The 18,890-nt window shown below is 45.1% G+C and carries 15 protein-coding genes; 6 read left to right on the top strand and 9 right to left on the bottom strand.

The features are described from left to right. Positions 1 to 452: 452 nt before the first annotated feature. The 6 genes from NDI35_RS04465 to NDI35_RS04440 form a co-directional block, all read right to left on the bottom strand. Entirely contained in the window at positions 453 to 1,019 is a 567-nt protein-coding gene (locus NDI35_RS04465; RefSeq protein ID WP_445311664.1) for a hypothetical protein, read from the bottom strand. A gap of 81 nt (positions 1,020 to 1,100) precedes the next feature. Next, positions 1,101 to 2,666 (bottom strand): Ig-like domain-containing domain, encoded by a 1,566-nt coding sequence (locus NDI35_RS04460; RefSeq protein WP_445311663.1) that lies wholly within the window; start codon positions 2,664 to 2,666, stop codon positions 1,101 to 1,103. A gap of 478 nt (positions 2,667 to 3,144) precedes the next feature. Next, positions 3,145 to 4,131 carry a hypothetical protein gene (locus NDI35_RS04455; protein WP_445311662.1) on the bottom strand — a complete coding sequence of 329 codons (987 nt, stop codon included), beginning with the start codon at positions 4,129 to 4,131 and terminating at the stop codon, positions 3,145 to 3,147. 20 nt (positions 4,132 to 4,151) lie between these two features. Further along, the gene (locus tag NDI35_RS04450) at positions 4,152 to 5,528 is read right to left on the bottom strand and encodes an oligosaccharide flippase family protein (protein ID WP_445311661.1); all 1,377 of its coding nucleotides are present in this window, start codon (positions 5,526 to 5,528) and stop codon (positions 4,152 to 4,154) included. Between the two features lie 182 nt (positions 5,529 to 5,710). Then, the gene (locus NDI35_RS04445) at positions 5,711 to 6,499 is read right to left on the bottom strand and encodes a TIGR03943 family putative permease subunit (protein ID WP_445311660.1); all 789 of its coding nucleotides are present in this window, start codon (positions 6,497 to 6,499) and stop codon (positions 5,711 to 5,713) included. A gap of 136 nt (positions 6,500 to 6,635) precedes the next feature. Further along, on the bottom strand, positions 6,636 to 7,715 hold the full coding sequence (locus NDI35_RS04440; protein ID WP_445311659.1) for a permease: 1,080 nt from the start codon (positions 7,713 to 7,715) through the stop codon (positions 6,636 to 6,638). 988 nt (positions 7,716 to 8,703) lie between these two features. Between NDI35_RS04440 and NDI35_RS04435 the strand changes: the two genes are divergently transcribed. Then, positions 8,704 to 10,143 (top strand): sensor histidine kinase, encoded by a 1,440-nt coding sequence (locus tag NDI35_RS04435; protein WP_445311658.1) that lies wholly within the window; start codon positions 8,704 to 8,706, stop codon positions 10,141 to 10,143. Positions 10,144 to 10,380: 237 nt separating this feature from the next. Here NDI35_RS04435 and dnaN read toward each other — a convergent pair whose 3' ends face one another. The 3 genes from dnaN to dnaA all read right to left on the bottom strand — a co-directional run bounded on the left by dnaN (position 10,381) and on the right by dnaA (position 13,621). Next, positions 10,381 to 11,520 (bottom strand): DNA polymerase III subunit beta, encoded by a 1,140-nt coding sequence (dnaN, locus tag NDI35_RS04430; RefSeq protein ID WP_006632140.1) that lies wholly within the window; start codon positions 11,518 to 11,520, stop codon positions 10,381 to 10,383. A gap of 237 nt (positions 11,521 to 11,757) precedes the next feature. After that, positions 11,758 to 11,931 (bottom strand): hypothetical protein, encoded by a 174-nt coding sequence (locus NDI35_RS04425; RefSeq protein ID WP_445311657.1) that lies wholly within the window; start codon positions 11,929 to 11,931, stop codon positions 11,758 to 11,760. 325 nt (positions 11,932 to 12,256) lie between these two features. Then, a complete protein-coding gene (dnaA, locus tag NDI35_RS04420; protein ID WP_445311656.1) occupies positions 12,257 to 13,621 on the bottom strand; it encodes a chromosomal replication initiator protein DnaA in 1,365 nt (454 codons plus the stop codon). 206 nt (positions 13,622 to 13,827) lie between these two features. On the opposite strand from dnaA, the gene NDI35_RS04415 reads away from it, so the two are divergent. The 5 genes from NDI35_RS04415 to NDI35_RS04395 all read left to right on the top strand — a co-directional run bounded on the left by NDI35_RS04415 (position 13,828) and on the right by NDI35_RS04395 (position 18,752). Continuing rightward, entirely contained in the window at positions 13,828 to 15,069 is a 1,242-nt protein-coding gene (locus NDI35_RS04415) for an HhoA/HhoB/HtrA family serine endopeptidase (RefSeq protein ID WP_445311655.1), read from the top strand. A 290-nt stretch (positions 15,070 to 15,359) separates the two neighbouring features. Next, positions 15,360 to 15,893, top strand: coding sequence for a peptide deformylase (def, locus tag NDI35_RS04410; protein ID WP_445311654.1), 534 nt, complete (start codon positions 15,360 to 15,362; stop codon positions 15,891 to 15,893). Between the two features lie 54 nt (positions 15,894 to 15,947). Then, complete coding sequence (locus NDI35_RS04405; RefSeq protein ID WP_242724683.1) at positions 15,948 to 16,517, top strand: TerD family protein; 570 nt, start codon at positions 15,948 to 15,950, stop codon at positions 16,515 to 16,517. A 54-nt stretch (positions 16,518 to 16,571) separates the two neighbouring features. Further along, entirely contained in the window at positions 16,572 to 18,071 is a 1,500-nt protein-coding gene (locus NDI35_RS04400; RefSeq protein WP_445311653.1) for a TerD family protein, read from the top strand. An 81-nt stretch (positions 18,072 to 18,152) separates the two neighbouring features. Continuing rightward, positions 18,153 to 18,752 (top strand): TerD family protein, encoded by a 600-nt coding sequence (locus NDI35_RS04395; protein ID WP_445311652.1) that lies wholly within the window; start codon positions 18,153 to 18,155, stop codon positions 18,750 to 18,752. The last annotated feature ends 138 nt before the right edge of the window (positions 18,753 to 18,890 follow it).

Here is an 18,890-nt window from a genome sequence, read left to right as displayed (position 1 = left end):
ATACCTGCGATCGCCTGTTTTCCGAAAAATTTTAATATTTATAACGAATTATTGTGATAAGTTATACCATTTTTACAGTGATAGAAGGGAATTGGAGAAGCGCGAGCGGGTTATCAGTGAATATACGGGCATCCTTCGAGGGTTCGACGGCCCGGATTAGCCATCGTCTAAGGGGCTTGCAGGCTCCAATTGTCAAGACTAGGGTCCAGACCAAAGGAAGTTCGGCCACGGATTCGCTTTCTGAGGATGTAACCGAATGTAACGGATGGAAGGCTTTAGTTATCGTCGCGAGAGAAGGAAGAAGCAATGTTCCCCAAGGGTTAATGCAATTAAGAACGTTCTAACCGTATTGGCGGTTGCTATACCACTCAAAAGAAATGCAACTTTAGGCAACTTTCAACCTCGATGGTAGTAAGTTTTTTGCAATCTGCAATCTGCAATCTGCAATCGTCTTAGGGTTCCACCTCCGGCCAGAGGCGTTCTAGCTGATACCGCCAAGCGGCGAGAGTGTTTTCGCGAGACTCTCGCCCTAGTTCCATTTCACCCATCAATCCCTCTGCGTAGAAACGGTCTAAAGTCTGAAGGGTAGTTTCCACAGACTGTCCCTGCATCTTCGCAGCTTTGATGATTTGACGGATGCGGCTTTCTATCAAACCGCCGAAAAAGTCAGACAAACCTCTCTCTTGCAAAGCCAGCAGTCTGGTGACGGCGGCTGAGAAATCGGCGGTGGCGAGTGTGGCACAACTGTGCTGAAATACTCCCCACAAAACGTTTTGATGTAAGGCGTAGCGAGTTTCCAGGGTGGTGTCAAAGTTAGCTTCTAGGAGTTTATCAAAAAATGGTTGAGCTTCCTGGGCATCGGCGATCGGTAGCAAAATCCGCAGCCAACTCCCGTCTTCTGAAAGGAGGACTAACAGGCGAAAATTGGGGGTTTCTACTTGCCAAGAAGTGGCAGCAGGCATCTCAACACTGTCACCAAATAAGTCTTTAAGGGTATTGCTAATTTCTTCGGGAGTCATAAGGATTTTAGATTTTAGATTTTAGATTTTAGATTTGTCACAGTCATTAGTCAGCAGTGCGCTCTCAAATCTCAAATTGATTTATGGTAGCCAGCGGGGGTGATAGCCGGCAAAGGGAAGTTCTTCTGGCTGTACTTTTGCGCGAGAACCGTCTGCGGTTATATCTACTAAGGGTAGCAGCCAGAGGCGGCTGGTGGCGATCGACTGTCCACTATCGTTGCGGGGACTGTCTGCTGCTGAGGGAGTTGCTGCTGTGACTGATTGGTCGAAAATTAATGCCAGCCCGTCGGGAGATAAACTGATTTGGGTATCTAATTGGTTGGGCAAAATTAGCAGCGGTTTGATGGTTCCTACCAAACGAGTACCCTCTTTTTTGAGGTCGAGGGTGGCGATGAAAGGCTGTTCTTTATAGCTTTCTGTTTTGAGGCGCTGGGCTAACAAACAGTAGAGACGCTGAACTTGGTTGTCTTCGTTTTTGCGGGGGTCGAAATAAACGGCCATAATGCTGCCGGGAATACGCAATATTTCTTGTTCTACACCTTGGTTATCTAAGATGAAAAGCGATCGAGTAAAGTCGCTGTTGTATTTAACATAGGCGGCGGCAGAGTTGTCGCGGGCCATCCCCAATACTTGTTCGTATTTTGGCAAAAATTCTACTGGGTCTGCTTCCGGTTTGAGGGGGACGATCGCTAATCCTTGTTTTTGAGATATTACCATCGATTTGCTGTCGGGGCGAATCATAAAATCTCCGCCTTGTTCATTTTCCAATGGTCTGGGCGCCTGTTTTTCTTCCACAATCCAAGGACTGAAATCGCCGGGATTGCGGCGGTTGACGCGCTGGACAACTATGATTTTTCCGTCGGCTGAGAGGTCGAATTTGAGGTTTTGGTAATCTTTGGAGTCTAAGATTTTGTCGATTCTACCGGCTGGGTATTTTTGTTGAGTTCCTGAGCCCGATTGGGGATTGAGACCGGTGGTGACTGTGAATAGTTCTTGATTGAGGGTGCCGCGAGTACGGGCGATCGATCGATCTGTGGCTGAGAATAAAATGCGATCGCTGTCGGGATACGGTTTAAAATCGGTGACAACTAAATCTTTGGGAGTCAGCGCTATCGGTTTCGATTCGCTGCTGCTGAGATTGACTAGCATTAATCTGCTTTCTGTTTCGCCTTGGACACCGATGTAAGCAAAAGCTCGATCGCGGCTGCGAAACGAACTGCTAAACGGTTGCATTGGCGTTCCTTTATTTTGGTTTTTTTCTCCGAAATACTTATCGGTTGCTCCGGCGAGTTGGACTGTGTAGGTAACGCCGTAGGGTGCTGGATTTTTGAGCGTGTAAGCCATGCGTCTTCCAGCCCAACTAAATTTACCGGGGAGGGGGGGTTCTAGCTTTAAGTTTTCCTCGACGGTGGGCTGGTTCATCGGCCGAAAGAATGTGAGGATAAAGCCGGTATCTTCGGCGCCGATTTGTTTGTTTTCCCAGGTAAATTCTCGCACTCTGGGTGCTGTGCGATCGCCGCTCAGCAGCAGCAGCCCGATTAAGACGCTCAGCACTAGCATGAGGAAGATCGCCGTGCGGTCGATCGGGTGTTTGAATGGCAGATTAGCGAAGGGTGAAGGATTAATTTTTTTGTTAAAAATACTCACAAATCTTTCTCTCCTACTTTCTGCTGAAAATTAACTGCCAAATTTTTCCTTTTAAATTTTACTGCTTTGGGCGTACTCCCGACCCTCGGATTTTTTTTTTACCAGCGAAAACGAATGCAGCGAAGTATCTTGGTAAAAAACTCGGTTTCTGAAAGTGTTGGTGTCTCCAGGACTGAATTAAAATCACAAGCTTAAATCCGTGGAGTATGCGGCACTTCCAACAGTATCAACCGAGTGGAGATGTGAAATTATAGATTTTACTTTTTAGGATGCCTCAGAGCTAAAAATTGCTCGATCGAGAGAGGCTTTGAGAAAAGTAGAGCACCCTACCATTGTGCCAGTTGCGTTCAACACTGTTTGAAATTTTAGATTTTTAATTTAATCTCAAATTTCAAATCGCTAATTCTTTAATGGTTGAGGGGTAACGCTGGCGATCTACCCATCCTACTAATAATCATGACCACTACTTAGATCCCTTTCACGAATCCTTGACGATTGGCGTGTGGGAACTATTATTAACCGCTGATAGGGTATACGGCGATTCCGGTTCAGGATATAGCTTAGAATATTTGCTATCGTAATGCCTGACCTCAAAATAGTTTAAGTTTGACGGGTGAGGCTTATATATGGAGAAACATTCCAAAAGACAAAAAGTTGCTGCACTCTCTAAAGGCCCGACACTCACTACTTGATTTTTGAAGATGCGACCTGATTTTATCCAGTGTTTCATCTGGCTTTTTGACAAGCAGTAAAATGCTGAATGAGTATGGCTAGATTCAGCAAATTTTACACTTTCTATCTCTACACTAGATAGCTGATTCCACAATACTGGCGGCTCTAGGGTCAAATCAATGTATCTCTTGGTTCCTTGATACATTTCAAAACGGTTTGGGTAAAGAATAGCATTCTCATACCCGCTTTGTCGGTTAAAATTTTCTAATTTTTCTAGAATGAAAGCATCGTACAAAACAATGTCATCTTCTATGAATAAAAACCAGTCAAATTTTTCTACTCTTTCGACAAATTCTTCCTGAAGTCTAAACTCTACAAACATGGGATCGCATTCAGGGCCTTCTTGTATCTGAATGCACTTAATTTGATATTCAGGTAAGTAGGCTGTAACGTGCCTGTTCGGTAGAGTTTGGATAGTAATAGTCAGGTCGCAATGAGCAAAACTCGTCAATAGTCCATCTATTGTGTGCCTGAGTCTCTCTATTTTTGCTGCGGCTTTTTCGGGATTGTTAGATTCTTCAACTGATGTAATGTGTGCGACAGCGGCAAAGACTTTAGGGCGTTCTTTTTCGGTCGGTTCGTTTTCTTTGAATAAATTTATAATGCGATTTCTTTGATAAAAAAACATCAGTTTAGTATACCTCGTGGCTACTCGCGATATTTCTTGTAACAGAGCCATTTGTAAAAAGATAAAGTGCATTACTTTTCTTCTTGTATTATGTGCGGCTGACATATAGACAATCTCCTTTTTGTTTACTGAAACAGTTGATTGATTGGAACTAAATCCATCGGTGATATTTTATCGATTGGCAGACCAAAATCAAAAGCCACTCTACACCAAAGTAGAGTTGCCAGCACCCCTAAAAACAACCCTGTTAATTGAATATCCTGCCAAAAACAAGTTAGTCCTTCTTTCCATAAACCGTAGTTAGTTACTGCATAGGTAGGAAGGTCGCCGAGAGCTACAGCAATCACGGCCCCTAAATTACCTTTTAAGTGGTATCCCAGCGGTATACTTATACATAGATTCACAAAAGTCAGCAGATTGCCCATAGCTGGATACTGAGACTTCCCTACGGCTAACAGACAAGAACCCATCATATTGTGGAGGGTGGTGTGCCAGATACCTAACGCCAAGATTGGCATTATCCAAGATGCAGCCTCATACTCTTTCCGATACAGTATTAAAATTAACTGATCTCCAAAGCTCACAAAAATTGCTAAACCTACGGCTAATGGTATTAGAATTAGCTTGCGGTTCTTGAGGATCTTGGCGCGCAACTCTTCCCGCGGCAATTCTGCCAGCATAGAAATTGAGGGAAAAATCACCCGGCCACTAATGGCGATGATGACTTGGCGCGGCATATCCCCCAGGGTAAAAGCGATTCCGTAAATACCCAACATTGTTAAAGTAAATATTTTCCCGAGGATGAGTCTATCGGCTTGAGAACACAAGAAAAACAAAGCCGTAGACAAAAATATCCATTTTCCATAAGAAAATATTTCTTTAGCTGCTGCTTTATCCCAAGCAAAGCGGTTGGACTTGCCGGGAATCAAGAAATGGCTCCATACTAACTCCATGAAAGCTCCAGTAAAGCCGGCGACGATGATCGCCCAGATGCTGCGATCGAACCAGGCCCAGACAATCATCACTGTTGTAGAAACAATCTGTATGCCCAACTCAAAAATTACTACTTTCTTCACTGCCATTTTGCGTTCTAGGCTGGCTGTGGCAGTGGATTTAAACCCTCCTATTACGGAATTTATACCTATTATTGGAATTAACCACAGAAGACGGGGTTCTTCATAAAAACTAGCAACGGGCTGGGTAATTATAACCAAACAAAGGAAAATGAACAAGCTGCGAATAACTTGCAGTGTCCAAGCGGTATTGAGAAATTGAGGATCTTCCCCGCGCTTATTCTGAATTATGCTTGGGCCCAAACCTATGTCTGTAAATAAGTTGATCCCTGTTATAAAAACGTAGGTTAGACCTACTAGACCAAATAATTCGGGCAAAAGCAGACGCGTCAGGATTAAGTTACTGCCAAATCGGATAATTTGACTGCTTCCATAGCTGGCGATCGTCCAGGCAGCACCTTTGATAGCTAATTTTTTTTCTGATGACATATACTCAGAATTTATTTCCTAATTACGAGTGTAGTTGCTGAATTTGTTATTTGCAACTCCTACAGGATGATGCTGGCACTTTTATAGCTGACTTTACCGTATCTTCATCTGTAGAAGGAGGTTGGGTCTAGACTGTCCATCTAGGAATCAAGGTAAAATTCAATCTCATACTTACTCCCCATCTAATAATCATAAGGGTTTTTTGGTTCAGGAATTGGTTTGAGGGAGGATGCTTGAATGATTAATTTGCGCTTGCCTTGCAGTTCTTCTACGATCGTTTCTCCTTCTATTTCTAGCCAACTGTCTGGGGCAAAGGTGGTGCGGCTTTGACCGATCGGTAATTTTACTGGCAAGCCAATCGGATAGGCGTCTGCGGCGCAGCAGGTAATGATAAAACGCCCGATCCACATATATTGTTCTGCTAGGTTAGGGGGATGAATTACAAATCCTTGAACTTTGACTTTTTGACCTTTGTATGTATCTGGTTCGGGGTTGAAATTTAACAGCCGCACCCATTCGACGAGCGATCGCTGTTCAGGTTTTGTAGTATTGCGAAATTCTTGGGGTTGCAGTCTGGTGATGGGCAGGGATTCGGTGAGGCCTCGTTCTAATGCTGTCTGGCTGGTAAATGTGCGTGGCGTTGTTAATAAACCAATTAATGCGACGCTCAACATTAAAGTGCTGCCGATACTGGGGGGAAACAAAGTAACGTGTTCAACTTCTGTGATTCTCAGAGAGTTATTTGCTGGTGATGTCCGCGATTGCTTTGTGGTGCGATCGAGTTTTACGAGTTCCCACGTTTTTAACCCGCCAATAACCACTAAGCCGATTCCTCCTGCTAGAGTCAAGCCAAAGTAATTGGGATGAATGAGAATGCTTAACTTGCCGGTGATCCAATATTTAAGAAGCAGTATTCCCCACGCTAAGATAGCTAGGGCGTCCAGCCAGGGGCTAATTTTTTTAAGATTCATTTTTTAAAAGTGATTGGGAAGGAAGAGGGAAGAAGGAAAAGACAAAAATACCTATCCGTGACTTCCGTGTCGGGGAGCAAGGTAATTGAAAATCGCCAATCTACAATGGTATTAGTTGTCTGTCCCAGCTCATTTATTAACCTAAATGCAAGTTGACAGCGAGGGTCATTAAAAAGGTTAACTGAGCGGCCAATACAATTAAGTAAACTACGGCTCGACCTTTAAAAATTGACAGCATTAAACCTATGCCTTTGAGGTCAATCATCGGGCCGAAAACGAGAAATGCTAACAGCGAACCGCTGGTAAATGTGGCAGCAAAAGCCAGGGCAAAAAAGGCATCTACGGTAGAACAAATCGATACGACTGCGCCTAAGAGCAGCATGGCTAGAATCGAGGAAACGGGGCCTTGGCCGAGGTTGAGAATTAGTTCGCGGGGGGCGCCAACTTGAATGATGGCTGCGATCGCACTTCCGATTACCAACACTCCTCCCAATTCGCGCAACTCCTGTACCATAGTATCTAAAAGCAGGCGCAGACGCTCTTTAGAAACAGGGTGGAACATCGAGGAACGTTTCGAGGTTTTTTCTGTTTTGCCTGTTGGTAATGGCTTCCAGTCGTCTTGTAGCAAAGATTCGATCGGCACCACCCCCCCCGGCTGACCGAGCATAAAAGTTCCTGACTGCAACAGCAGCGGAGTGTTGGCTTGGACGAGCTCTTTTTCGGAAAAATCTGGTTTTGGCAGGGGGATAGCGCGGGCTACAGAGGGGTGCAGCAGAGGCCGCAAGTCTTTTTGGGCGCTGAACACCCAGCCGATAATTGTGGCTATAGACAGAGAAAATACCACCCGCAAAACTACAATTTCTGGCTGATCGCGAAATGCCGTCCAAGTAGCCCAAATTACCACGGGGTTGATGGTGGGGGCTGCGAGCAAAAAGCCGATCGCGGCTGGTGCGGGCACTCCCTGCATCAGTAACCTGCGGGCTACGGGCACGTTACCGCACTCGCACACGGGAAACAAAAAGCCGATCGAACTGCCCATCAAAGCCGCCAGCAGCGGGTTTCGCGGGATGCGCGATACGAGTTTGCGTTCGTCTACAAAGCCCAGCAGCAAACCTGAGAATAAGACTCCCAGCAGCAGAAAAGGTATTGCTTCTACTAACAAGCTGAGAAACAGGGTGAAAGCATTGTTTAACTGATTTGTCAGGGCGGGTTGCATCGATCACCTACTGGTAGATTGCTATTTAGTTATACGTCTTTGGTAGAACTCCTTGTATATCATACCAAAGCATAGCACTAAGTTAAGATCTAGTTAATTTTTTTAGCATTTTTTTTGCTGGAATTTGTAGACATTTTAATTGAATCAATGCTAATATTTTGAATAATTTAGACGGGTTAAAGTTGTTTAACTGTGACTAATAATTTATTATATCCGCATCGTACAGCCCATCACTAATTGACTCGACCAACCGTCGCAAATTTAATGGATCTTTCGGTTAACAATAATTGATTGTAGAACAAATGCCAAGACAGATTTTGTAGATTGCGGGCGAGGCTAACTGTTTTATATAACGCTCGCTATAAAATTTGTTTGTAGCGATGACTTTAGTTTTTACTACAAACCTATAGGGGACGCACTGGCAGGTGTGTCGCTGGCTGAGAATTACGGGGGGGTTGCGAGTACCGGATTGATCGGGGAGATGGGATAAAATCGCCTCAAATACCCTAGCTTGCAAGGCGTCCCGCCATCGCGATTGCAAGCTAAAACTCCGGGACGCGACCCCGCGAATTGCTGCTTTTAACTTGTCTGCTGATGGGCTGCATCGCGTGGGCGATCGGGCAATTCCGATTTCCTTCTATTATCAATTAATTATATTTCTCAGCATAATAATTTATTAACAAAAGGTTAAGACGATAGCTTAAGATTAATGAATAATTAAATAGTCGAAACCAGGGTTAATACCGCTCAAGTCAGTATAAAATAAAGTCAGGTATAATTACCAGGGCGCATTTATCTCGGTGATCCTCAATCTTGCCTAATACTTTAAGTGGTAAAATTTTCCTTGCTACAGTCAGTTTTTTGTGTAATTTAAAATGCAGTTTGCCAGGGGGATGCCGGTCAAAGCACTCAGCAACTCACCTGCTGAGCTTTGGTAGCTGAATGTCTGCTGGCAAATAGAACCCCAAAAAAGCGTGCTGATAAATTTATGTTGAATACCTCCTGCGTAGAAATACCAGTCCAACCCATCTCCGAGGCTGACCTAGGAGAACTTTGTTTAGACTCTACTCTCCAACAATTGTCGCTTTACGATTTTCAGGTAGAAGCTACGGATTGGGGAATGAGAATTTCTCAGATGTTAGAAGCTAATCCGCTATTACCGGGAGTCATTGTGACCCATCAAGGTGAATTTGCAGGCATGATTTCCCGGCGGAGATTTTTAGAATTTATCAGCCGTCCTTTTGGGCGAGAATTATTTTTAAAGCGACCTGTGAGGGCTTTGTACCGCTTTGCCGAAACTGAGAGTTTAATTTTTCCCAGCAATACTTTAATCGTGGATGCAGCCAGGAAGTCGCTGTTGCGATCGAAAGAACTGCTTTACGAACCGATTGTGGTTCAAGTGTCGCCTCAAACTTATAGTTTGCTAGACGTGCACGAACTGTTAGTAGCCCAATCCAACATTCATGAACTCGCAACAAAATTGCTGAGGCAGCAAACTCAATCTCAACTAATTCAAACCGAAAAACTAGCCAGTTTGGGACAGATGGTAGCTGGAGTCGCCCACGAAATTAGAAATCCAGTCACCTGCATCAGCGGAAATCTCGGCTTTTTGTCCAACTACTCGAAAGACATCATGGAGTTGTTGTCTGCTTACGAACAGATTGTGGGTGACAGCGAAAAAATTGACCACCTCAAAAAACACATAGAATTTGATTTTTTGCAACAAGATTGGGTGGAAATTCTCAAAAGTATGAAAGTTTCATCACAGAGGCTGACCGAACTCGTCACCAGCCTGCACACCTTTTCTCACATGGACGAAACCCACTTGAAACAAGCTAACATCCACGAATGTATTGACAGTACGCTGCTAATTATGAAAAACCGTCTGAAGTACGGGTTTACAGTAGTGAAAAACTATGGGGACTTGCCTTTGGTCAAGTGTTACTCTGGTCAGTTGAGCCAGGTATTTATGAATATCATCAGCAATGCAATCGACGCTTTGGAAGAGGTAAAAGCAGAAAAAGATTTTATGCCTGCGATTACTATTGAAACTGAGGTAATAGATAGTTCTGACGGAGACTGCGTGAATTCGGAATTAATTCAAAATTATGTTATGGGCGATCGACAAAATGCAAAACAGCTATCATCCGCCTGCCAAAACGTCGGCTTTAGCCCCGAAGCAGCCGAAAAAAATCAAAATAACGCTTGGATAGCCATCAGAATTGCCGATAACGGGCCGGGAATTCCGCCAGAAATTCAACGGCGAATTTTTGAGACATTTTTCACCACTAAACCTGCGGGGAAAGGTACCGGTTTGGGGTTGGCAATTACCCATCAAATTGTTACGGAAAAGCATAAAGGCAAGTTGAATTTGCATTCTACGCCCGGTACAGGTACTGAATTTGAAATTTTGTTGCCATTGATTTGAAGGAATAAGTCATATCTAATCTATTAGCATCGGAATTATTTCTATCTCTCTTCTCGACCTCTGCGTGAATCAGCGTCAAGCCCTTGTCATCTGCGGCCGAGAAATTCTCTTTTTTTAACCGCAGATGAGGGCAGATAAACACAGATTAACGCCGATGAATTAGATCTATTCGGGTTGCAGCATCGGTGATTGTTGACTGTTGACTGTTGATTGATGACTAATGACTACTGACTCTTTTTAAGCTCTTAGCTGCACTGGCATTACCAAGAATGTAGCATTAACTCCGCCTAAAGGCTGAAAAATTACAGGCGCAAGAGCACCGTTTAATTGCAGTTGAATTTCTGGGGATTGAGCAGTTTTCAAAATGTCAATTAAGTATTTCACGTTGAAAGCAATATCTATGCTATCTCCCGAAATCTGTGCGGGCATTGACTCTTTGCCACAGCCGACATCTTTAGCATCTACAGACAAAGTAATTTCCTGATTCTCCTCGTCGATGCTGCATTTGAGAATATTATTTTTTTGGTCTGCAAACACGGCAATTCTTTCAACTGCTGCTAAGAACGATCGCCTTTCTAAGGTAATCTGCCGCTCAAAAGACGGCGGAATCAACTGGCGGTAGGCGGGATATTGCCCTTCCAAGGTGCGGGTTGTCAGCCGCTGGTCGGCCCATTCAAACACTACTTGACCGTGTTCAAAATGCAGGGTTACAGGTTCAGTCCACTGCCGCATCACCAACATTCTTTCTACTTCCCGCAATGCTTTAGCGGGGACAGTCACCTCAAATTCTTCTTGGGTTTCTTCGCCTTCAGCTTTTTCATTTGCAGTTTGAACTACTGCCAATCTGTGGCCGTCTGTAGCTGCAAATTCCAAGCAATCTTGCAATACCTTTAAATGCACGCCTGCAAGTACCTGTTTTGCCTCGTCGGGGCTAGTAGCAAATAAAGTTCCTTTGAGTCCTTCTATCAAGGCTTCCGGCGGTAATTTGAGGATTGTTCCGGCTTCGATTGCGGGCAATTCTGGGAATTCTTCCGGGCCCATGCCTCTAACTTGGTAGCTGCCAGAACTGCAAGTGAGATATGCTACGGTGTCTCCGGCTTCGTCTTCTAAAGTAATCTCTCCATCTGGGAGTCTCGAAACAATATCGTTGAGTAATTTAGCGGGTATGGTAAAACTGCCGCCGCCTGTTACTTCTGCTGCGAAGCTGGTACGAATGCCCAAACTGAGATCGAAAGCTGTCAAGCTAACCCGCTGATTTTCCTCATCCGCTACTAAGAGCACGTTGGCGAGTACCGGATGTGTCGGGCGGGAGGGAACGGCCCGACTTACCAACGAGAGGTTGGCGTTGAGGTCACTTTGGGTGCAAACCAATTTCATGGTAGGAAGGTTAATTAACCGGATTTGAAACAGAAACAAATCGTATCACAGAAAGCCGGCGGGTCGGTTTTTCTGTGTGTAGGGGTTAAGTATGGGGCTATAAACCAGGTTTCTAGGCAAAATTTTGTCTTTAAAAACGAGAAATCTTCGTAGAAACCGGGTTTCTGAGGTCAGGGCGCGTTGCTAATTATCTGTGTTGGGTGTGCAGGGATCGCTAGTATTTTTTAATTTATTGAATTATTTTTGTGTCGATCGCCCTGTGGAAACTGTGGAAAAAAAAGCTAACTGCTGGCTGGGCCTCACCTCTAGGTAATAAATACCTGTGGAAAACTTGTGGAAAAGCTGTTGCGGTCGATCGCCCGCCCATTTTTGTGCAAAAACTGTTTCGGGCGATCGAGTAAAGTTTTCCACAAACCGAGGGCAACTTTTCCACAGGTTTTTCCACAGGCAAGCTGCTACGCATAGAGATTGTCTGTTATCGGAGAGTTACCCCTTCGATGATGCGGATCTTGAAATCGCTGCATAGAGTCATTGGTTGGACAACCCACAACTGACAACTGACAACTGACTGACAACTGACAACTGACCGAAAGCATCCAGGATACAAGCCCCCGGATTCATCCGTCCAGAAATAAAAAACCTGTATCCGATGAAACTTGCCCCCGAATTTATCCGTAGGGTCAATGCTTCAATTCTTTAATCTAAAATCTCAAATCTAAAATCGATTGACTTCTTCTCAAGTTTTGCGACTGACAACATTAATTCGATCGCTCAACTGACGCAAAGTTTGAGCCAAATTCGGGTCAGTGTTCCGCAACTGAGCAATTTTGTCGCAACTGTAAAGCACAGTCGTGTGATCTTTGCCGCCGAACACTTCGCCAACCTTTGGCAAACTCAAACCAGTATGCTGCCTAATTAAATACATCCCTACTTGACGGGCAAGACTAATTTCTCGCCTGCGAGAAATGCCTTTCAAATCTTCAACAGAAACATCAAACTCCTCAGCCACAACTGCAATTACTGCATCTGGCGTCGCCTCTAAGCTTTCAGTTTGCTGGTTCAAAACCGGGGCGATATTCTCCACGGTCATCGGCAAACCGGTAATTGAAAGATATGCTACCGCCCGAATCAAAGCACCTTCCAATTCCCGAACGTTGGAAGTGTAACTAGAAGCAATGTATTCAATGACATCTCGGGGCAGCCGCATATTTTCATACTCAGCTTTTTTCTGCAAAATTGCCATCCGAGTTTCCAAGTCTGGCAATTGAATGTCGGCAATTAATCCCATGGAAAATCTGGAACACAAACGCTCTTGCAGGCGTGGGATTTGCTGCGGCGGGCGATCGGAAGCTAAAACTACTTGATTTCCGGCTTCGTGCAAAGTATTAAAAGTGTGAAAAAATTCTTCTTGAGTGTATTCTTTGCCTTCAATAAATTGGATATCATCTATTAATAAAACATCGGCTGCTCGATAATGATCGCGGAAAGTTTGCATACTATCTTTCCTAATGGCGGCGATTAAATCGTTAGTAAATTTCTCAGTAGAAACGTAAAAAATCTTGGCGTTGGGGTCAATTTCCAAGCGATAATGACCGATCGCCTGCATCAAATGAGTTTTGCCCAAACCGACGCCACCGCACAAAAATAGGGGATTGAATTCTCGGCCCGGAGACTCGGCTACGGCGAGGGAGGCGGCGTGGGCCATGCGGTTGTTGGAACCGACGACAAAGCGGGAAAATACGTATTTCGGGTTTAAATTGGCGGGTTTGGGGGGGTGAAGCGAGTGGTTTTCCATATCGGCGATGGGGGAGGGCCAAATCATGGCGGAATCGCTGCCGCCTGTTTCGTTTCCTCCGGCAATGGTCAAGTAAATGTCTACGGGATAGCCGAGAATTTCGTAGACTGCATCGGCAATGGTTTTGACGTAATATTTTTGCAACCAATTGCGAGCAAATGGGTTGGGGGCGCTGACTATCAAACAGTTATTTTCGAGTTGTTCGGCCCTGGCAGTTTTGATCCACGTCTCAAAGCTAGGTCTGCTCAGTTGTACCTGGAGACGTTCAAGTATCTGATTCCACAGACTTTCGAGGGGAATGTCCACTGCTCACCTCTGCCGATCGGCATTCAAGATATTAATTCTACTCTAGAGAGTTTAGTCCTCAGATGCTAAAGTTTAAGGGAGTCTGCCGTAGCTTGCGGGGCCCGACGCCATCGCCCAAAAATTTGGCGGCTCTGCAGCCCAAACCAGGTATCAGGGAGCTGCTCAGCAAATATTTAGATTTGGCAGGAAAGCCTTAAAACATGGCAATGAAGAGTTCTACTGGCAAATTTTGGAAGCAACCGGCAATTTACATATTGCTGCTGGTAACGGGAGCCGGGGCCGCCATGTTGGGCGATCGTCTGACGGTTTCTCAATTTCGTGCAAATTCTGGCGATTCGGGACAAAGGGCGCTGGAACCTAAATTGCAACTGCCTCCTAATACAAAGGATCGAGTTAGCAAAGTCTTGCCGCCGGCTTCCTTATCGGGCGACGGGACTAATGTGAATTTTATTGTGGCTGCCGTGGCAAAAGTTGGCCCGGCAGTGGTTCGGATCGATGCTTCGCGCCGGGTGAAACCGGGAAATGGAGGGCTGTCGCCGGAAGATTTTTTTGGCATAGAACCGAATTCGGGTGGCCGGGGCGGGATCGAACGGGGCACTGGTTCGGGTTTTGTCATCGGTGCCGACGGCGTGATTCTCACTAACGCTCACGTTGTAGAGGGAGCCGATACGGTAAATGTAACTCTCAAGGACGGCCGCAGCTTTCAGGGGCGGGTTTTGGGGGCGGATAAGGTGACGGATGTGGCTGTGGTGAAGATTGAGGCGAATAATGTGCCTGTGGTGGCGATCGGCAATTCGGATAAGCTGTTGCCTGGGGAATGGGCGATCGCGATCGGCAATCCTTTGGGTTTGGACAATTCCGTAACTGCGGGGATTATTAGCGCTACGGGACGATCAAGCTCTGATGTGGGCGTGCCCGACAAGCGGGTCGGTTTTATTCAAACAGACGCTGCAATTAATCCGGGGAATTCCGGCGGCCCGCTGCTGAATGCTTCGGGCCAAGTTATTGGCATGAATACAGCGATTATTCAAGGTGCTCAAGGATTGGGGTTTGCGATTCCCATTCAGGCGGCGCAACAGGTGGCGAAGGAACTGATTTCGACGGGGAAAGTCGAACACGCTTATTTGGGAATTGAAATGGCGACGCTGACTCCAGAGGTTAAGCAGCAAATTAACAGCAACGCTAACAGCAGCCTACGAGTTGCAGTCGATCGGGGTGTGGCTATTGTTAGCGTTGTTCCTAATTCTCCCGCTGCGGCGGCAGGTTTGCGCGCTGGAGATGTGATTCAAAAGATTAACAATCAGCCGATTATTCAGTCGGAAGCTGTTCAGGAGTTCGTGCAAAATGCTAAGGTTGGCGGTATGTTGCAAATGGAAATCAACCGCAACGGGCAAATAGTTAATTTGACTGTTAAAACGGGAAGTTTGCCGGTTCAAAAAGTTCGATAAGAAGGAAGAAGGAAGAAGGAAGAAGGAAGAAGGAAAATTAATTCCCCATTACCCATTGATGTGAACTTAACATCAAATCCAGTCAAAGAATGCGGTTAGACAATTAGGCTCTGATCCCCCCTAACCCCCCTTAAGAAAGGGGGGGACAAGATTCTTCTCAAAGTCCCCCAACAACCAGGGGGATTTAGGGGGATCAGACCTCAGAGGAAAACGAGATTTTTCAATGCTTCCAGGCTTAACTTAACACCACTAACAAATAACCACTAACCAATAACGACTAACCAATAACTATGGCAGAACTCTTACAAATCTCACAATTAGGAAATCCCGTGCTGCGCCGCCCGTCGCAAGTTGTTGAGAATATTCAGGACGATCGCATTCAACAGTTGATTGACAGCTTAATCTGTACCGTACAGCAGGCAAACGGAGTGGGGATTGCCGCCCCTCAAGCGGCTCAGTCCGATCGCCTGTTCATTGTCGCATCGCGCCCCAACCTGCGCTATCCTCAAGCACCCCACATGGAACCCACAGCGATGATTAATCCCCGGATTGTGGCTGCATCAACAGAGACAGTCAAAGACTGGGAAGGCTGTTTGAGCATTCCGGGGATTCGGGGATTGGTGTCGAGAAGTAGGGCGATCGAGATAGAATACACCAGTAGAGACGGCAAACTCCACCGACAAGAATTGACAGACTTTGTGGCCCGAATTTTTCAACACGAACACGACCATTTAGATGGAATCGTGTTTTTAGACAGAGTGGAAAATACCCACGAACTAATCACAGAGGACGAGTACCAAAAGCAAATTGTCAACTTACTATAACACTTGATATAATTGCTAGTAGTAACGCCAGTGATGTTGTGAATAGGAGGGCGAATGTCTATCAATTTGGAAAAAGGCGGGAGAATCAATCTATCTAAAGAAGCACCTGGGCTGAAAAATGCCGGGATTGGTTTGGGATGGGATACCAATGCTACAGACACAGGCGCAGCATTTGACTTAGATGCTTCCGTGTTTATGTTGGGGGCTACGGGCAAAATTCCCGGCGAAAAATACTTTGTTTTCTACAACAACAAGGAGTCGCCGGACACTGCTGTAATACATCTGGGAGATAGCAGAACCGGAGAAGGCTTTGGCGATGATGAAACAGTTACCGTCGATTTAACTAAAGTCGATCCGGCGGTGGAAGAAATTGTGTTTGTGGTAACTATCCACGAAGCAGAATCGAGAAGGCAAAACTTCGGTCAAGTGCGGAATGCTTTTATCAGGATTTACGACACTACTACTAACACAGAGGTAACGAAGTACGATTTGGACGAGGATTTTTCTAGGGAGACAGCGGTAGAGTTTGGCAGACTTTACAAGAAAGACGGTGAGTGGAGGTTTCAAGCTGTAGGACAAGGCTACAATTCAGGCTTGCAAAGCTTTGTAGATAAGTACGCCTGATAAAAGGTCGATCGATCCTAGCTAAAGAAATCGAGGGGAAATTCGCAAGCCGGAATGTTTCCCTCGATTTTAAGCCAGACTCATGAGGTGACAAACCAGATGGGCATTCAATTAAAGAAGGGCGAAAGATTTAATCTTTCTAAAACATCTCCAAGTTTAACAAAAGTTGCGATCGCCCTGGGTTGGGAAATAGCAACTGAACGAAGTTTATCGGACTCAAACCCGCAAAGCTGCGATATCGATGCCTCGGTTTTTGCATTAGGTTCGGATGGAAAAATTCCCGATGAAAGATACTTTGTATTTTACAATAACTCGCAGTCGCCGGACGGAGCGATCGCCCATTCGGGAGATAATCAAACTGGTCAAACTCAAGGGGATGACGAGACAATTTATGTAGACTTAGAAAAAGTAACGCCGGCTGTTGAGGAAATGGTTTTTGTGGTCACGATTCACGACGCACACGCTAAACATCAAAATTTCAGCCAAATCAGAAATGCTTTTATCAGATTGTACGATCGCCAAACCGGCAGCGAACTAGCGCGGTATGATTTAACAGAAGCTTTTTCTGAAGAAACAGCAGTCGAGTTCGGACGGTTGTATAAAAAAGATGCAGCTTGGAGATTTCAGGCCGTAGGACAAGGATATAAAGCAGGATTGCAGAGTTTTGTTGATAAGTATCATTCTGAGATTAAACAGCAAGAAAAGCCAGCACAACTTACAGTAGAACTGCCTAAATTACCAGTTATTGAAGATAGCCACAAAAGTCAGAAAGCTATAGCATTAGACAAAAAGCTTGAGGAGAAAGCGCCGCACATTTTCAATCTCGCGAAGAAAGCCGATATCTCGCTCAAAAAGGCAAATCTCACCAATCACGATGCTCAAGTAGCGCTTTGCCTCGATATTTCGGCTTCCATGTCTTCCCTATACCGTTCAGGAAAAATTCAGCGTTTGGCCGAGAAGATTTTGGCTTTAGGATGTCGGTTTGATGACAACGCAGCGATCGACATATTTCTGTTTGGAGTCAACCCCCACAATCCCGGTGAAATGTCGATCGACAATTTCTCAAATTTCATCCACCATATACTGCAACAGTATCCTTTAGAAGGAGGTACTTACTACGGTAAAGTGATGAAGGAAATTAGAAACTTCTATTTTCCTGATGGTCGCGGTAGCAGGCGCTACGCAGCTATGAAAGCCGATCGACCTGTCTACGTGATGTTTGTAACTGATGGAGAAACTGCGGACGAGTCGGAAAGCAAGCAGCAGCTACAATGGTCGTCCTATGAGCCGATATTTTGGCAGTTTATGGCGATCGGTAAGTCGCAGAAAGATGTCAAAAGTAAGGGAGTTCGAGGGTGGTTAGCAAGAGCCGTAGCGAGCGATTTTAGCTTTTTAGAGCAGCTTGACCAAATGGGCGATCGCTACCTAGACAACGCCGATTTCTTCAGTTTAGAAGACCCGGAACATATTGCCGATGAGGAATTATACGATCTGTTGACGACCGAATATCCGCATTGGGTAAAATCAGCACGACTCAAAAATCTCTTACCCTAGAAACAGCTTTTGTCGGCCAACAAAATGCTAGCTTAGGGCAATCATTCAACTTCAAAATAAACCTTACACAATCACAAAACTATGGCTATCAACTTGACAAAAGGACAATCAATCGTTCTCAGCAAAAGCGAATACGACTTATCCAGACTGACAATGGGTTTGGGCTGGGATGTTGCACAAGCTAAAAAAGGTCTTTTCGGGCGAAGCAGCGGTGCCAATTTTGACTTAGATTCCTACGCTCTGCTGCTGGGAGAAAATGGCAAATTAAAGAACTACAAAGAAGATGTAATTTATTACTCTCATTTAGAGTCAAAGGACAAAACAGTTGTGCACTCAGGCGACAATCTCACCGGAGAGGGAGAGGGAGATGATGAACAAATATTGGTGAAACTGAGTTCTTTGTCAGCACAATATCACAAAATAATTTTGGGAGTTAATATTTACAATGGGAAAGAGAGAAAACAGCATTTTGGCTTGGTAGAAAATGCTTTTGTGAGGGCTGTAGATGCCGCCGGGAAAGAAATAGCTCGCTATCGCTTGTCAAATGACCCTTCTTATGAAGGAAAATTAAATATGTTGATGGGAGAAGTTTATCGAGAAGGCGGCGAGTGGAAATTTAAGGCTTTGGGAAATCCTTTGGCTGAAGATTTAAACGGTGTTGTCGGTTCGTTTATGCGGTGATCTTAAATCTGTTAAATTCAGGCTTGTAGATACTGTCTTGAACTGTCAAGGGGTCGCGAGTAAATAATTTGGGTCGAAAGGCTTTTGGGATTTTAAAATCCCAAAAGCCAAATGCACCAGTTTCCTCATCAGCGCACC

This window comes from Microcoleus vaginatus FACHB-2002 (assembly GCF_040004035.1).
GTDB lineage: Bacteria > Cyanobacteriota > Cyanobacteriia > Cyanobacteriales > Microcoleaceae > Microcoleus > Microcoleus vaginatus_C.
The sequence above is the reverse complement of the archived record's forward strand: the minus strand, read 5'-3'. Positions and strand labels throughout refer to the sequence as shown.